Source organism: Acidobacteriota bacterium (assembly GCA_016196035.1).
Taxonomy (GTDB): domain Bacteria; phylum Acidobacteriota; class Blastocatellia; order RBC074; family RBC074; genus JACPYM01.
The window spans coordinates 1-14,717 of sequence record JACPYM010000096.1 but is presented as its reverse complement, the minus strand read 5'-3'; the positions used below and the strand labels follow the sequence as shown (position 1 = coordinate 14,717).

Annotated in this window: 14 protein-coding genes; 11 read left to right on the top strand and 3 right to left on the bottom strand. The window is 58.1% G+C overall.

What is annotated here, in order from left to right; genetic code table 11:
- From HY011_27795 to HY011_27745, 11 genes are all read left to right on the top strand, one after another.
- Positions 1–105: IS110 family transposase (locus HY011_27795; protein MBI3426750.1), on the top strand; the 105-nt coding region annotated here is incomplete at its 5' end.
- Positions 106–145: 40 nt separating this feature from the next.
- On the top strand, positions 146–2,341 hold the full coding sequence (locus tag HY011_27790) for an FHA domain-containing protein (protein MBI3426749.1): 2,196 nt from the start codon (positions 146–148) through the stop codon (positions 2,339–2,341).
- Positions 2,342–2,409: 68 nt separating this feature from the next.
- Positions 2,410–3,300: an alpha/beta hydrolase gene (locus HY011_27785; GenBank protein ID MBI3426748.1), complete on the top strand. Its 891-nt coding sequence runs from the start codon at positions 2,410–2,412 to the stop codon at positions 3,298–3,300.
- 270 nt (positions 3,301–3,570) lie between these two features.
- The gene (locus tag HY011_27780; GenBank protein ID MBI3426747.1) at positions 3,571–4,110 is read left to right on the top strand and encodes a four helix bundle protein; all 540 of its coding nucleotides are present in this window, start codon (positions 3,571–3,573) and stop codon (positions 4,108–4,110) included.
- A gap of 30 nt (positions 4,111–4,140) precedes the next feature.
- The gene (locus tag HY011_27775) at positions 4,141–5,979 is read left to right on the top strand and encodes a B12-binding domain-containing radical SAM protein (GenBank protein MBI3426746.1); all 1,839 of its coding nucleotides are present in this window, start codon (positions 4,141–4,143) and stop codon (positions 5,977–5,979) included.
- A 42-nt stretch (positions 5,980–6,021) separates the two neighbouring features.
- Positions 6,022–6,342: a hypothetical protein gene (locus HY011_27770; protein ID MBI3426745.1), complete on the top strand. Its 321-nt coding sequence runs from the start codon at positions 6,022–6,024 to the stop codon at positions 6,340–6,342.
- A gap of 37 nt (positions 6,343–6,379) precedes the next feature.
- Positions 6,380–6,586: a hypothetical protein gene (locus HY011_27765; GenBank protein ID MBI3426744.1), complete on the top strand. Its 207-nt coding sequence runs from the start codon at positions 6,380–6,382 to the stop codon at positions 6,584–6,586.
- A 43-nt stretch (positions 6,587–6,629) separates the two neighbouring features.
- Positions 6,630–7,313, top strand: a complete 684-nt coding sequence (locus HY011_27760; protein MBI3426743.1) for a hypothetical protein — start codon at positions 6,630–6,632, stop codon at positions 7,311–7,313.
- Between the two features lie 237 nt (positions 7,314–7,550).
- Positions 7,551–7,991, top strand: coding sequence for an ester cyclase (locus HY011_27755; protein MBI3426742.1), 441 nt, complete (start codon positions 7,551–7,553; stop codon positions 7,989–7,991).
- A 223-nt stretch (positions 7,992–8,214) separates the two neighbouring features.
- Entirely contained in the window at positions 8,215–10,872 is a 2,658-nt protein-coding gene (gene polA, locus HY011_27750; protein MBI3426741.1) for a DNA polymerase I, read from the top strand.
- 491 nt (positions 10,873–11,363) lie between these two features.
- Positions 11,364–12,023: a hypothetical protein gene (locus HY011_27745; GenBank protein ID MBI3426740.1), complete on the top strand. Its 660-nt coding sequence runs from the start codon at positions 11,364–11,366 to the stop codon at positions 12,021–12,023.
- 262 nt (positions 12,024–12,285) lie between these two features.
- Here the strand turns inward: HY011_27745 and HY011_27740 are convergent, their stop codons facing one another.
- From HY011_27740 to HY011_27730, 3 genes are all read right to left on the bottom strand, one after another.
- On the bottom strand, positions 12,286–13,008 hold the full coding sequence (locus tag HY011_27740; protein ID MBI3426739.1) for an ABC transporter ATP-binding protein: 723 nt from the start codon (positions 13,006–13,008) through the stop codon (positions 12,286–12,288).
- Entirely contained in the window at positions 13,005–14,360 is a 1,356-nt protein-coding gene (locus tag HY011_27735; protein MBI3426738.1) for an efflux RND transporter periplasmic adaptor subunit, read from the bottom strand. Before HY011_27735 ends, HY011_27740 begins: the two co-directional genes overlap by 4 nt.
- Before the next feature lie 101 nt (positions 14,361–14,461).
- On the bottom strand, positions 14,462–14,717 hold a 256-nt coding region (locus tag HY011_27730), incomplete at its 5' end, for a dihydrofolate reductase family protein (protein ID MBI3426737.1).

Genomic DNA, 14,717 nt, shown 5'->3' with positions numbered 1-14,717 from the left:
GCGATTATCGCGACGGCGCGCAAGTTCCTGGGGGTGATCTACCGGACGCTGAAGAACAAATGGGTGTTCGCAGACTTCCCCCATTTCGTCCTCGCCGAGGGCTAACAACCACCTCGGAGTAGACAACTCATCATAGGAGGTCATTATGGAACGCATTGTGCTCAAACATCTGAGCGGATCAAAGGCCGGGCAGGTGGAAGAATTTCCGCTCAGCCAATACACCGAGGTCACCATCGGACGTGACCCCGCAGCCAACATCAGCTTCGCTGAGACGGATTCGATGGTGGGCCGCCAACATCTCAAACTCACGCGTAGCGCCGCGACGCCGCCGCAAATTTTCGTCACCGATCTCAACAGCCGCAATGGGACATTCGTCAATGGCCATCGCATCACGGGCACGGTGGCGCTTAGACCCGGCGACGTTTTGCGCTGTGGCAATGGCGGGCCGGAATTGCACTTTGATTATGTGCCCGACACCGAACCGCTGCTTTACAACTCCGGGCCTGCCGCGACGGTACCACTGGGCGTGGCTCCACCGCCCAATGCGGGCGCGCCCGCGCCGAACTTTCCGCCCGCGCATCCGCTGGCGCATTTGTCACAGCCGGCTAACCCGCCCGCGCCTGCGCCTGCGCCTGCGCCTGCGCCTGCGCCACAACCGCGCGTGAGGCCCGCGCCCCAGGCTGTGTCTCAAGCTGTGTCTCAAGCTGCGTCTGGGCCGCCGCCATCGGGGCCGTCCGTCTATGGACAGGCCGCGCCCGCACAAAAATCCGGGAAAGCGCTGCCTTGGTTGTTGGGCGGTGGCGCGCTGGTGGCGCTGCTCGCGTTGGTGGCAGGTGTTTGGGCATATCGCAGTTACATGACGCCGGCTGAAGACACCCCAGGGAAGAAGACTGCGGCAGCGGTGCCGTCCGGAGCTGCCCCGGACAATGACGGCGGCAAGTACGGTCATCCGCATTTGAGCGGCGCTGACACCGCTGAAGTAGAGAAAGATCAGCAACGCACGATGTGGCGCATAGAGGTCGCGCCCTATCTGGCCTTGGGCAGCGGTCATCCCGGCAAAGCGGCTTCGGATTTTGATAAACCGGATGGCGTGGGTTTCGGCCCGACCGGCTTGCTTTTCGCCACCGACGCCAAGAATCGCCGCGTGCAGGTGTGGGATGTTAAAACCGGCGCGCATCTGGGCGAATTCGGCCACGGCGTCTTTGGCGGCGAGATTGTGGACATCGCCGTCGCGCCCAGCGGAGCGGTTTATATCACCGACCAATCGCTCAACCTGGCTTATGTTTTTGTGCCGCCGCAACCGGGTGAGTTGAATGAGAAAGGCAAACCGTTCGGCCCTTATGATTACCAATTCAAAGGCACGCGCTTTGGCGAACAGGGCTTCAAGAAACTGGGCGGTATTGCGATTGATTCGCGCGGGCGCGTTTACGTGGTGGACGCCCACCGCAACGACGTGCGCCGCTTCGGCCCCGACAACAAGCCTGACAAGACCTTCACCTTTGAACAGAAGCGCGCCGACGGCGACACCTACTTGCACGGTTGCGAAGGCATCGCGATTGATGAGGCGTCCGGCAATCTCTTCATCGCCAGCGAGAAGGACGCGGTGATTGACGTGTTTGATTGGGAGACCGGCGCGTACAAGCATCGCTTTGTCGGCGCGAGCGCGGATGCGGCGGAAAAACCGGCGGGCAAACATGTTTTCTTCGGCTCAGTCGAAGGCCTAAGTCTGGCGCAAAATCATTTGCTGGCCGTGGATGAAAGCGCAGGGCACATTCAAGTCTTCGATCTGGCGCGCGCTGACGCCTTCAATACTGACTTGGTGGGTTACGCCGCGCCGCGACCGCAACGGCCCAGTGGTTATCAGGGCTTTTTCGGTCATGCGCCGCAGGTGGACTTCGAAGACAAAACCAATACCGAATTGCAGAAACAGGTGAAGCTCGGCACGATCCTACCGGGGCAAGCCAATCCGCCCGGCTATTTTTGCTCGCCCGATTCGATTGCCAGTTATCACGATGCTGCGAGCGGCGAGACGTATATCGCCATCGCCGATCAATGCAATTACCGCTTGGTCGTGTATCGCTGGTCGGACATCGGCAAGGCGATGGGACTGGCGGTCGCTATCCACGAGGTCGCGCCCGAAAGCAAGCCAGCCTTGGCGCAAGCCAGCGTCATTCCCGCGCCGGCCCCAGTGGCTAAACGCGCCGTCGCCACAGGCGGCGGCAAACTGCCGGCCAAGCGCTTTGTCGCTCCGCAACCCGCGCCCAGGGCACCCAAACCTTTGGTGAAAGAGCCGGTCGAACCGGAGGGCAAGAAGAAGAAAAAGAAGAAGCAACAATACTGACGCGCGATTCTTGCTGAAATTGTCGGTGCCGTGGTAAGAATCGCGCCACATCACACCTGAACCGAACAATGTTGAAACTAAACCGGACATCCTTACTCCCCCTCACGCTCGTGCTGTGCGCAGTCACGGTGCTGGGTTTTGTTTCCCAACAGCCGCGCAATTCGCGCGCGATTTTGACCGAGCCGCCGCCGCCCTATGACAAGAAGCTGGCTTACGGCAGCGACCCGCTGCAATTCGGCGAGTTGCGTTTGCCCAAAGGCGACAAATTCAAACCGCCCTATCCCGTCGCGGTCGTCATTCACGGCGGCTGCTGGCTGGCGGAATATGGCCTGGGGTACATGGGTCATTTGAGCGCCGATCTGGCTCATGCGGGCATCGCTACCTGGAATCTGGAATACCGGCGCATCGGCGACAAAGAGGGCGCGTGGCCAAACACCTTCGCCGACGTGGCGCAAGGGGTGGATTACGTGCGCACGCTGGCCCAGACTTATCCGCTCGATTTGCAGCGCGTGGTGGCGCTGGGCCATTCGGCGGGCGGGCATCTGGCGCTGTTGGCCGGCGCGCGCCAACGCGGCGCGGCTACGCCGCCGCTGTCCTTGCGTGGTGTGGTAACGCTGGCAGGCATCACCGATTTGCGCCGCACGGGCACGGCGTGCGATGCCGAAGTGCCCAAGTTGATGCATGGCTCAGCGCAAGAGAACGCCCACTTGTATGATTTGGCTTCGCCGCTCACCCGCTTGCCGTTGCACCTGCGACAAGTAATTGTGCAAGGCGATAGTGATCGCATTATCCCCACCGCCATGGCGACCGAATACGTCGAGCGCGCCAAACAAAAAGGCGATGACGTGCGACTGTTATTGATTGAGAAAGCCGGGCATTTTGAATTGGTTGATCCGCAGGCGGCAGCCTGGGCGCAGGTGAAAGAGACAGTGTTGGGGTTGGTGCAACCTGGGAAGTGACAGGGAACTCGTAATTTCAAATTTGAGATTTGGGATTGGAAATTCGGGATTGGAAATGTGAACTGGCAGCCGTTCTTGTACACGTGCAGGCCGCTGATTGATCGAAAGTGATGACTGAGCAATTCAGAGATCGGATGAGTTGATTGAATGACGAGTTAAATGACGGGGCTTCATTTCAAATCTCAGATTTCAAATTTGAGATTGAAAGAAGACAGCTTTTACGTAGGCTCATACGTGGGATCAGCTACAACTAAGTGAGGAGGCTCTCGAATGACATATCAACGATTTGAAGACTTGCCCGTGTGGAAAGCCGCCATTCAGCTTGGTGTTAAAGTCTACGCGCTGACCGAGCACGAAGCGTTCAAAGGGCAGGGCAGTTTGCGCGATCAGCTTCAACGCGCCGCAGTGTCTGTCTCCAACAACATCGCCGAAGGCTTTGAGCGCGGGACGACGAATGAGTTGCTGAACTTTATTTACATCGCACGCGGTTCGGCAGGCGAAGTCCGTTCGATGTTATGTCTCTTAGAACACTTGCCGAACTTTACGAATCTCAAAGCTCAAAGCTCGAATTTGAAATTGTTGGCCGAAAACATCGCGCGCCAATTGCGTGGTTGGGCGGACAGCCTGCAAAATTCCGACATCAAAGGGCAGCGCCATCTTAACGACAAGGTTAAGAAAGAAACGCAACGCCAACAGGAACACGAAGAAATGCTGGCCGAAGAGCGCCAGTTTCGTGAAGAATTAATCGCCAGAGAAACGGCCCGAATCCGGGCTGCGCAAACAGCGGCAGCCCTATACGAACAGCAATAATGCAGTCCCAACCATCAGGAGAATGAATTTATGAGCAACCCCGAAAGCAAGAACGGCAACGGCAATGGACATCACCCGACCAGCATGGCGTCAGCGCCGGTGAAAGAAGGCGGCTACAAGATTGTGTTGACCGCACCGCTTACCGAAGCGATTGATCACGCCGGCTATTTCATCCAGATGGGCATGGCTTCTATGCCCATTTGGATGGAAGGCGTGATGAACAGCAAGTATCCGAACTGGCGCGACGTCGAATATAACGACGATGGTTCGGCGCGTTACATGCCCGCCGGCACGCGCCTGGTCGAAGAGTCGCTCTTGCGCGAATATCCGCCGGAAGACATCGCCTGTTGTTACCCCGCTGACCTGGATAACTTCATCGGGCCGAACACGCGCGTGGTGGCCGTCTCGACGCATAACCCGCTGGGTGTGACCTTTGCGGCGGGCGTTTACACTTCGATTTTCGGCACCTCGAAGATGCCGATCAATTCGCATTACGCGCGCCAGATGTTCGCGCAAATCAAAGGCAATCCGCACCGCGCCAATTTCAAAGTGCTGGTCGGCGGTTCCGGCGGCTGGCAGATCACCCAGACCAATACTTTTGAAGAACTAGGCGTGGATTGCGTCGTCGAGGGGCGCGCCGAATCGGAAGACACGATGGCGCTCTTTCGCAAAGCGATTGACGGCGAACCGATTCCGCGCGAAGTCGAAGTCGCGCATCCCAAAGACCGCAGCGCCTTCCTCGTGCCGCACAAACGCACGACCTTTGGCGTAGTCGAAATGACCACCGGTTGCGGACGCCGCTGTCAGTTCTGCGTGCCCGATCTGAACCCGCAGATTGACATGCCCAAAGACAACATCATGACCGCCGTCCACGCCAACATCGAAGGCGGCAACAAACAAATCAGCCTCGCCACCGAAGACATGTTCATCTGGGGCCAGGTGCACACCGAGACGCCGTTTTATTTCCCGAATCGCGAGGCGCTGCTCGATCTGTATGGTTCCATCGTCAACACGCCCGGCGTCGAACAGCACGTCTTGAGCCATTGCACGATGGCCCCGGCGGTGGTTGATCCGGTGCTGATTCAGAAGCTCTCGGAGATGCTGCTGGATAAAAGCCCGCTGCATTTGCCCACGCTCAGTTCGCATCCGAAAAAGAAAATCCTCGCGCCGTTGATCGGATTGGAGACCGGCTCCGTGCGCATGGGCAAGAAGATCATGCCCAGCAAAGGCGTGCCCTTCCCGATTGACGAATGGCCGAGCGTGATCCTGGAAGGCTTGCGCACGCTGAATCAAAACAACTGGTTCCCCGTGATGACGCTGATCGTCGGCGCGCCCGAAGAGAGCGACGATGATGTGAAGGCAACGCTTGATCTGGTTTACGAGATGGAACGGCGCGGGTTGTTCGCGTTTCTGGTGCCTTCGATATTCACGCCGCTGCACGACACGCGTATGCAGGACAAGATGGGCGTGGCCGAAACGACGAAGCTCTCGGCGTTGCAATGGCAGTTGTTGATGAAGTGCTGGAAATTCAACCTGCGCCACGGGCTTTATAGCTGGTGGGGGCCGATTGCCTGGCGCACCGGCGCGCTGGGGTTGTGGGCGTGGAAGCTGCGCAAGCTCAACGGGCCGAACTTCACCTGGCCGCTGTTCAATTTCGCGGGCGCGCTGCCCGAAAGCGTAATGGCGAAGCTGGGCAAGATTTACGTCGGCAAACCAATCAAGAGTAAGTCGCGCAAAGAACTGCTGGCGACCGTTCGCCCGAATCAGTGGCAGTACCTGCGCGAGGATTGCGGCGATTTGCCGGATGGCTGGACGGCGAAGAAGCCGTTGTCAGTGTTGAAGCAGGAAGTTTTGACAAGCGTCCAATGAGCGGCAAACAGATGACCAACGCGGAAGTGCGCCAGTGGGTATTTGAATCGCGTGGCCCCGATCCCGGCGTTGAATGAGCAATGGGTACAGCAAGGGCTTACTGCGCTGGAACGGGCAGAAGCTGCTTGGCGTATCCGGCACGAAGCGCGCATCGCCGCGCGGGCATTGATGGCTGACGCAGTGGAAGTCGAGTTATTGCGGGCGCGTGATGTGGCAAAATACGGCAATCCTGACGGCCCGGCTTTTGAGTATCTCGTCGAACGTGGCAAAGAGGCTGGGCTGGCGGGCGACGCGCTCTATGAGGCGCTCATCGCTGGTTCGTATCGGACGAACGAAGGGGTGAACAAGAAGTTTGGTTTCTGAAAGTAAAGGAGTCGTTATGGCTGTCACAGTGCAAGAAATGGTCAAAGCACAAACTTGGCTGGCAGAGGAAGTTGTTTGGGTAAGAGGCACCGACCCTGAGTACCCTTTTATGGCAGAGTTAGGCGGTAAGAAATGTGTGCTTCGCCTCAACGATTTTCCTGAAGAGAATCTTTATACATTGCTTGTGAATGGCGAGGAGGTGGCCGCTTTTGATGATTGGCCGAAGTCTTGGGTACGTGTCTGAGCACGTGTTTATTTGCCCCTTGTGTATTTGAAAGGACAACATCATGCCCCGTGCAAAAATACCGAAAGGCAAATGCGAATACTGCGGTGAGGTGCTGGCGAAGAACACTGTCGCCAAACACCTCGCCGCTTGCGCCAAACGCCAGGCCGTCACTGCCGCCGCCGAAAAGAAAAAGGGCGTGAGCGAGACGCTCTATCATCTGCGCGCCGAGAACCCGTACCAGAAACAGTTCTGGCTGGATTTGGAAGTGCGCGGGTCGGCGACGCTCAAAGACCTGGATCATTACTTGCGCGAAATCTGGCTGGAATGCTGTGGGCACATGAGCCAGTTTTCTATTGGCGGCTGGGGCGGGCAGGAGATTGCCAAGACGCGGCGCATTGAGCAGGTCTTTAAGCCCGACGTGGAAGTGACGCACATTTACGATTTTGGCACTGAGACCGAAACGAAGCTCAAAGCTATTGGCACGCGCGTGGGCCAGCCGACGACCAAACATCCCATCGCGCTGTTGGTGCGCAATGTGTTGCCAGAGACGCCGTGCATTGATTGCGGCGCGCCTGCCACGCAACTTTGCCAGGAATGCTTGATCGAAGATGAAGTTTGGGGCGCGCTTTGTCACGAGCACGCCGAAACGCATCCGCACGATCAATATGGCGAGCCGATTCCGCCGTGCAATTCGCCGCGCATGGGGCAGTGCGGTTACGAGGGGCCGGCCGAACCGCCTTATTAAACACAGCCCGCGCACTCTTTTTCATGCTGGTAGATAGCTCTTGCGCACAAACGTGAATCCAGCTTGTGCGGCTGCTCCGTATCCTGGCCGGGAAATAGCCTCACTCGCTGTTTCTCTTCAAAATGACAAGCCGAAATGAAACCCGAATCCCGCCGAAACCGCAGTCGCGTGGTTGAAGCATTTGGGAAAGAGTAGTTGAAGGTTGGTTACGCACAAGGTGCGGAAAGGAAAACCTGCATGAGCACAGCAGTTCAAACACGACGCGACGCGCGGTTGCAGCGTGTACAAGCGCATCTGGAAGCGGAATGCCAGCACGACCTGGACGCCATTATGGCAACGTTCAGCGCGCAGCCCGGCTTCGCGCTGAACGGGATGGAAGCCGCCGGTTATGAAGTCGTCCGTGGTTTATATGATGGCTTTGGCTTCGGCCAGCAAGGCAGCTTCGCCGACATTCAACTCGAAGTGAAGCAGCAATACGTGGGCGATGACAGCGTCACGGTGGAGATGCTGTTTCGCGCCAAACACGCGGGCGCATGGCAGGGCATTGCGGCCACGGGGCGCGCGATTGAAGTTCCCCTCTGCGCCATCTTCACCTTCGATGCCGATCACAAAGTCGCCAGCGAGCGCGTCTATTTCGATGCGGCAACGGTGCTGCAACAAATCGGCGCGCTGGGTTGAGTGGCGGCAATGTCACAGCCGAAGGGTTCAGTTGGCAATGGGCAACTGAGTCCGCTGCAACCCTGGGCAAAGAGTGGGTGCCGTTGGGAAGATAATCTCTTCAGCGATTTGGCTGTAGCGCTAACTGTAGCGTTCGGCTCAGGGAATTGAGACACGCGACAACACGCCTCCCTTCAAAAGCCACGCATTGACCCTGCCAGAACCCTCACCGATAATCCCGCGCATGCCAGACAAAAAACGTCTTTTCCTCGTTGATGGAATGTCGAACATCTTTCGCGCGTTCTACGCCATTCGTGGCCTGTCGAACTCGAAGGGGATGCCGACCAATGCGATTTATGGGTTCACCGTGATGTTGCGGCGCTTGGTGACGGTCTATAAACCCGATTATCTGGGCGTCGCGCTCGATACGATCGAGAAAACCTTCCGGCACGAGCAGTTTGCCGCGTACAAGGCGCATCGGCCTGATATGCCGACCGATTTGGTGTCGCAACTGCCGTACATGGATCGCGTGTGCGAAGTGTTGCGCGTGCCGATGATCAAGCTGCCGCGTTACGAAGCCGACGACATTATGGGCACGCTGGCGCACAAGGCCGTCGCGGCGGGCCTGCAAGCCGTCATCGTCACCAACGACAAAGACCTCTGCCAACTGGTGCGCGACCCCGACATCACGATCCTGCGCGTAGACAGCAAGCTCGGCGAAATCTTCCTCGACGAAGCCGGGGTCAAGGCCAAGCTCGGTGTGCGTCCCGATCAGGTGGTGGATTGGCTGGGCCTGATGGGCGATGCAGTGGATGGCATCCCTGGCGCGCCCGGCATCGGCGAAAAGGGCGCGATTGGTTTGCTGGAACAGTTCAGCCACATCGAAGACGCGCTGGCCGGTTGGGAGCAGGTCAAGCGCAAGACCTATCGCGAATCGTTGCGCGACAACGCCGAGCAGATTCGCATGTCGCGCGAACTGGCCCGCGTCGAAGTCAACGCGCCCATCGAACTCGATCTGGATGCGCTGGTGTTGGAACCACCCGATGTGGCGAAAGCTTACGCGCTGTTTAGCGAATTGGAATTCGGCCAACTGACACGCGAGTTTGCGGCGGGCGCGCAAGCGGCGAGTGAGGCGGCGACGGCGGATGGGACGGTGGCGAAACCGAAAGAGCCAGAGATTCACTACCGCACGTTCAACACCGTTGAACAACTGCGCAAATACGTCAAAACACTTTACAACGCCGACCGCTTCGCCTTTGCCTTGAGCGAAGAGAAAGGCGCGAACGGCAAGCCGCAACTGGCGGGCGTGGCATTCTCGCTCGCGCCGAATACGGCGGATTATTTTGATCTGGCGGCGTGCGATGACCGCGCCGAGGCCGCGACGCTGTTGCGCGAAGCCTTCGACAACGGCTTGATCGAAAAGGCCACGCACGATTGGAAGCACGCGCTGCATCTCTTCGCCCCGCTCGGCATCACGCCCGAAGCCGTCAACGACGACACGTTGTTGCAGGCTTATCTGCTCGATCCCGAACGCACAAAATACGAGTTGCTGGATTTGTTGACGCATTACGGTGGCGGACAGGCTTTGCCGCACGCCGAATTGCCCGTTGCGCAAGCCGCCGATCTGACGGGCCGCGTGTGCGATCTGCTCAACGCCAGGATCGAAGCCGACAAACTGGGCGAGGTTTACCGCGAGATTGATTTGCCGGTCGTGCCGATTCTTTACGACATGGAGCGCGCCGGGTTTCGCGTAGACACTGCCGTACTCAAAGACATCGCGCAATTTATGGATGTCGAACTCGAACGCCTGTCCGCGCAGATTTATCAACTGGCCGGACGCGAGTTCAACATCGGTTCGCCCACGCAACTGGGCGACATTTTTGAAGAACTGAATTTTGAAGTTTCGCAACGCACCAAGACCGGCAAAATTTCGACCAGCCGCGATGTGCTGGACGAACTGGCTGAGAAATACGAACTGCCGCGCCTCGTCATCGAACACCGCGAGATTATCAAGCTCAAAGGCACGTATGTTGACGCCTTGCCTTTGTTGATTGATCCGGCCATCGGGCGTGTCCATACGACGCTCAATCAAACCATCGCCGCGACAGGCCGCCTGTCTTCGACCGACCCCAACCTGCAAAACATCCCGATTCGCACCGAACTGGGCCGCCGCATCCGCCGCGCGTTCATCCCGGCGGATGGCTGTGTGATTTTGTCAGCGGATTATTCGCAGATCGAATTGCGCCTGCTGGCTCACGTCACCCAAGACCCCGTGATGCTCGAAGCCTTCCGCACGGGCGAGGACATCCACACCCGCACGGCGCGCGAGGTCTTCAAAGCCAAAACGCCCGCAGAATTGAAAGAGAAACGCCGCGTGGCGAAGATCGTCAACTTCGGCATTGCTTACGTCATCGGCGCGTTCGGCCTGGCGCAGCGCGTCGGCATCTCGCGCGCCGAGGCGAAGAAGGTGATCGAGGATTACTACGCGACCTACAAAGGCGTGAAACGCTTTATGGATGAATTCCCCGAACGGGCGCGCCAGGATAACAACATCGCGCGCTCGATTTATGGCCGCCTGCGCCGCCTGCCCGATCTGTCCAACCGCAACGGTAATCTGCGTGCCCGCGCCGAACGCGAAGCCGTCAACATGCCCATGCAAGGTTCCGCCTCCGACATCGTCAAACTGGCGATGATCCAAACGGCAGAGGCTTTGCGCCGCGCCAAGTTGTCAGCGCTCATGATCTTGCAAGTGCACGACGAACTCGTATTTGAAGTGCCCGTCGCCGAAGTCGAGCAAACCAGCGCCGTCGTCAAAGCGGCGATGGAAGGGGCGGCGCAATTGGCGGTGCCGTTGGTAGTGGAAATCGGGGTAGGGAAGAATTGGATGGATGCGAAGCCGTAGATAACGGCTAATCAGAGAGTGTGCGCCTTGTTAGTATTGGGCCGCTGCCATTCTCAATTCTTAGATCGGTTTTCACTTCGGTGTATGGCAAAAAGCCGCGCAGCGGGACAGTACCGCGCGCGTGAGCAAGCGGCGCGTCAAGCTGACGCCATTGGCTGAGTCGCCCAGGCGCCGCTTGCTCACGCGCGCGGTACTGTCCCGGTACAACGCGTTCCCGTAAACGCAATTGCAAACCGCTCTAATTCCCCATTCTTAGGCAAAGAGGTCTTGAGCCAGTGTTGCCTCTGCCTCAGAATGAAGAATTGAGCATGAAGAATGGAGAATGCTTTGCTTAAAGGTATACAGGCCAGCCGAATTACGCATGCCCTACAGTTAATCAAACCGAATTTGAAAGGGGAACAACGATCGCTCTGAACGAAAAGAAGCGGCAGCAGAAGCTTGCCAAAAAGAAAAAACGCCGCAACGAACTGGCGAAGGCCGCGCGGCAAAAGATGGCTGTGGTTTATCACCTGCTCAAGGACGCCAATCGGCTGGCGCGCATTGCTGCCGCGCCGATTCACCAATGCCTGGTGCCAGCGGGGCTGTTTCAGGCAGGTATTGGAAACTTGTTGATCAGCCGCCAACTCGAAAGCGGTGAACTCGCCATCGGCGCTTTTTTGGTGGATACCTACTGTCTGGGCGTCAAGGATGTTTTTGTGCGGATTGTGTTTCCCTATGAATATGACCAGTTTCTCGAAGGCATGCGCGTGCAAGAAGACCCGCAACCAGTCGCGCCCGCCTATTTCCGCAAACTGATTGAAGACAGCGTAGCCTATGCGCAAAGCGCGGGGGTGCCGCCGCATCCCGACTACGAAGATGCAAAACAGATTTTCGGCGCGATTGATTCGGCGGAATGCACAGAGCAGTTTGAGTTCGGCAAGGACGGGAAGCCGTTTTATGTAAATGGCCCCAACGACACGCTGGCGCGTCAGAAGCAAATCCTTCAGACCTTGGAACAGCATTGCGGCCCGGGCGGCTACGATTACCTGATGCTGCTGGATACGTTTGGCGGTATGAGCTTATCGCCAGGCATGGATTTTGACGATGACGAAGATTGGGAGGATGAGGAAGAGACTGGTGAAGACGACGAAACAGCAGGTGACAAGGAATAGCTTTGAACTGTGGGGCAAGATGTCAGCCTTGTCATTACCCACATTTTTTGCGTTTGACGATTTCTGCTTTTCGCCCTGAAAGGGCGGTGGAGCTTAGCCGGTGGTGGAACCACCGGGAACGAGCTTCGGTCCCGCGCCCCTGCCGGGGCGCAAAGGCAATAGCAACGGGCTTTTCGGTGGTTCCACCACCGGCTAAGCTCCGTTGCGCCTCTGGCGCAAAGAGAAAAGATGTGGGTAATGCTTGCCCCACACCAGGATGATCTCAATCCTCCGGCTTCTGCCCCTCCGGCAACAACGTCCCTTTTTCCAAATACCGCACATGCGACGCAGCCTTCGCCGCTAATGGATCGTGCGTCACCATCACAATCGTTTTGCCAAACTCCTTGTTCAAGCGGCCCAATAACGTCAATGCTTCGCGCGCTGAAGCGGCGTCCAGATTGCCGGTCGGTTCGTCGGCTAGGATTACGTCGGGGTCGGTGACGATGGCGCGGGCGATGGCGACGCGTTGTTCCTGGCCGCCCGAAAGCTGGCGTGGCGTGTGGCTCAGGCGGTCGCCCAGACCCACCAGTTCCAGCGCGCGCACAGCGTGTTCGCGGCGTTGCGCTTTGTTCAACTTGGTCAGTTTCAATGGCAGTTCGACGTTTTCGAGCGCCGTCAGCACCGGAATCAGATTGAAGGATTGAAAGACAAAGCCGATGTGGGCGTTGCGCCAGCGCGCGATTTCGGCGTCGTTGAGAGCTTTCAGGTTTTGGCCGAAGACGGTGATGTCACCGCCGGTCGGCCTGTCCATCGCCGCCATCAGATGCAGCAGCGTAGATTTGCCGGAGCCGGATGGCCCCATCAGCGCGACGAAATCGCCCTGGCTGATCTGCAGGTTCGCATCTTTGAGCGCGACGACGTGAAACTCGGCGCGGATGAATTCCTTAGTCAGGTTGCGGGCTTCGATGACAATGTTATTGATGCTGTTGTTGCCGTTGTCGCTCATTTGATTTTGACTTTGCCTCCGTCTTTGAGTTCTGCGGGCGGGTTGAGAATGACTTCCTCACCGCCGATTAAACCTTCTTCCACGCGCACGCCTTGCGAAGTCGTCGCGCCGGTTTTAATCACGCGCCGCACGGCTTGGCCGTTCAGGTGAACAAACACTGCACCATCGCGCACCGCCGTAGCTGGAACATAGACCGCCGGTTTCGCAGGTTCTTTCACCGCGTTAGCCGTCGGTGCATCGGCGATGAAATCCACACTGGCGTTCATGTCGGGCCGCAAATCGCCATCGGGGTTTTCGACTTTGACTTTGACTTGCACGGTGGCTTTTTGGCGATTGGCTTCGGGCGCGATCTCTTCGATATAGCCCTGGTACGAGCGGTCGCGATAGGCATCGGTGCGAATCGTGCCGCGCTGGCGCGGGCCAAGCTTGGCGAAATCGGTTTGGACGATGTCCAGTTCGACCTGCAAATCGTCGAGGTCGGCCATTGAGACGACATAGCCTTTGGCGCCACGGTCGCCGACAAAGCCGGTGGTGACGAATTCGCCGCGCTCGACGATGCGTTCGAGAATGGTGCCGCGAATTGGGGCGCGGATGATGGTGTTGGCGAGTTGCGTTTCAGCGAAGGCGACCTCGCCTTTGACTTGTTCGATCTCGCCGCGCACTTGGGCAAGCTGTTCCTGGCGTGGGCCGATTTTGACCAGTTGAAAGGTCTTTTCCAGCGAGTTCACGCGCGCGGCCTGTGCGTCGTAACGCGATTTGGCGTCATCGTAATTCTGCTGCGACATCACCTGGTCTTTCAGCAACTGTTGCATGCGATCCAGGCTGATTTTGGCGTTGGCCAGATCGGCGCGTTCGCGTTCGAGGTTGGCGCGGGCGACTTCGATCTCTTCGGGGCGCGAACCGTTATTCAACTCCAGCAGGCGCGCTTCGAGCGCGGCCAGTTTGCCTTTGGATTGTTGCAACTGCGCGCGGTATTCGTCGTCTTCGAGTCGCGCGATGACTTGGCCCTGCTGCACGCGGTTGCCTTTTTCGACACCGATCCAGGCGACTTTGCCGACGACTTTCGAGGCGACTTGAATCTTGTGGTGCGCGACGATGTAACCGGTGGCGCTGAGAATGACGCTGCCGGTGTTGGTCGCGTTGCTGGTGGTTTTGGTGGCGCGGGCGACCTCGACTTCAAGCGCCGCGTTCGCCCTGCTGTAAATAAAACGTGCCGCGCCAAGCAGTACGAAGAGCAGCACGCCGCCGATGATCCACCATTTGGCCCAGCGGGATATGCCGGCCACGCCGGGTGGCTGGGTGCTGGTCTTTAGCGACTTGTCTATGCGCAGGCTATTCAGGTCTGGTTGCATGGTTCTTGAAAACGAATCGGTTCTTCAGGTTGACAGTCGGTTGCCTCAGACAGCGATTTCGGCAAGCACTGCTTCCTGCCATTGCTCAGTTGAGTTGATGGCTACCTTTTCGGCTCATACCGCAGCGCCACCGCCCCCGAGCCGAATTCCAGTCGGCTCACGAGCTTCAAATCAACATACTTCGATAGCCCCGCGAACAACGTCGGCCCGTGGCCCGCCAGTCTGGGATGCACCACGATCTCGTACTCATCGATCAATCCCAGCTCCGCCAACGCCAGCGGGAGCGTCACGCCGCCCGTGAGCAGCCCCTTGCCCGGCTCCTGCTTGAGCTGCTGAACCGCCTGCCCCAGATCCCCG

Bases quoted from the DNA above. Each gene is read 5' to 3' on its own strand.
- HY011_27790 (MBI3426749.1), top strand. From the start codon at position 146: ATGGAACGCATTGTGCTCAAACATCTGAGCGGATCAAAGGCCGGGCAG.
- HY011_27785 (MBI3426748.1), top strand. From the start codon at position 2,410: ATGTTGAAACTAAACCGGACATCCTTACTCCCCCTCACGCTCGTGCTG.
- HY011_27780 (MBI3426747.1), top strand. From the start codon at position 3,571: ATGACATATCAACGATTTGAAGACTTGCCCGTGTGGAAAGCCGCCATT.
- HY011_27775 (MBI3426746.1), top strand. From the start codon at position 4,141: ATGAGCAACCCCGAAAGCAAGAACGGCAACGGCAATGGACATCACCCG.
- HY011_27765 (MBI3426744.1), top strand. From the start codon at position 6,380: ATGGTCAAAGCACAAACTTGGCTGGCAGAGGAAGTTGTTTGGGTAAGA.
- HY011_27760 (MBI3426743.1), top strand. From the start codon at position 6,630: ATGCCCCGTGCAAAAATACCGAAAGGCAAATGCGAATACTGCGGTGAG.
- HY011_27755 (MBI3426742.1), top strand. From the start codon at position 7,551: ATGAGCACAGCAGTTCAAACACGACGCGACGCGCGGTTGCAGCGTGTA.
- polA (MBI3426741.1), top strand. From the start codon at position 8,215: ATGCCAGACAAAAAACGTCTTTTCCTCGTTGATGGAATGTCGAACATC.
- HY011_27745 (MBI3426740.1), top strand. From the start codon at position 11,364: ATGGCTGTGGTTTATCACCTGCTCAAGGACGCCAATCGGCTGGCGCGC.
- HY011_27740 (MBI3426739.1), bottom strand. From the start codon at position 13,008: ATGAGCGACAACGGCAACAACAGCATCAATAACATTGTCATCGAAGCC.
- HY011_27735 (MBI3426738.1), bottom strand. From the start codon at position 14,360: ATGCAACCAGACCTGAATAGCCTGCGCATAGACAAGTCGCTAAAGACC.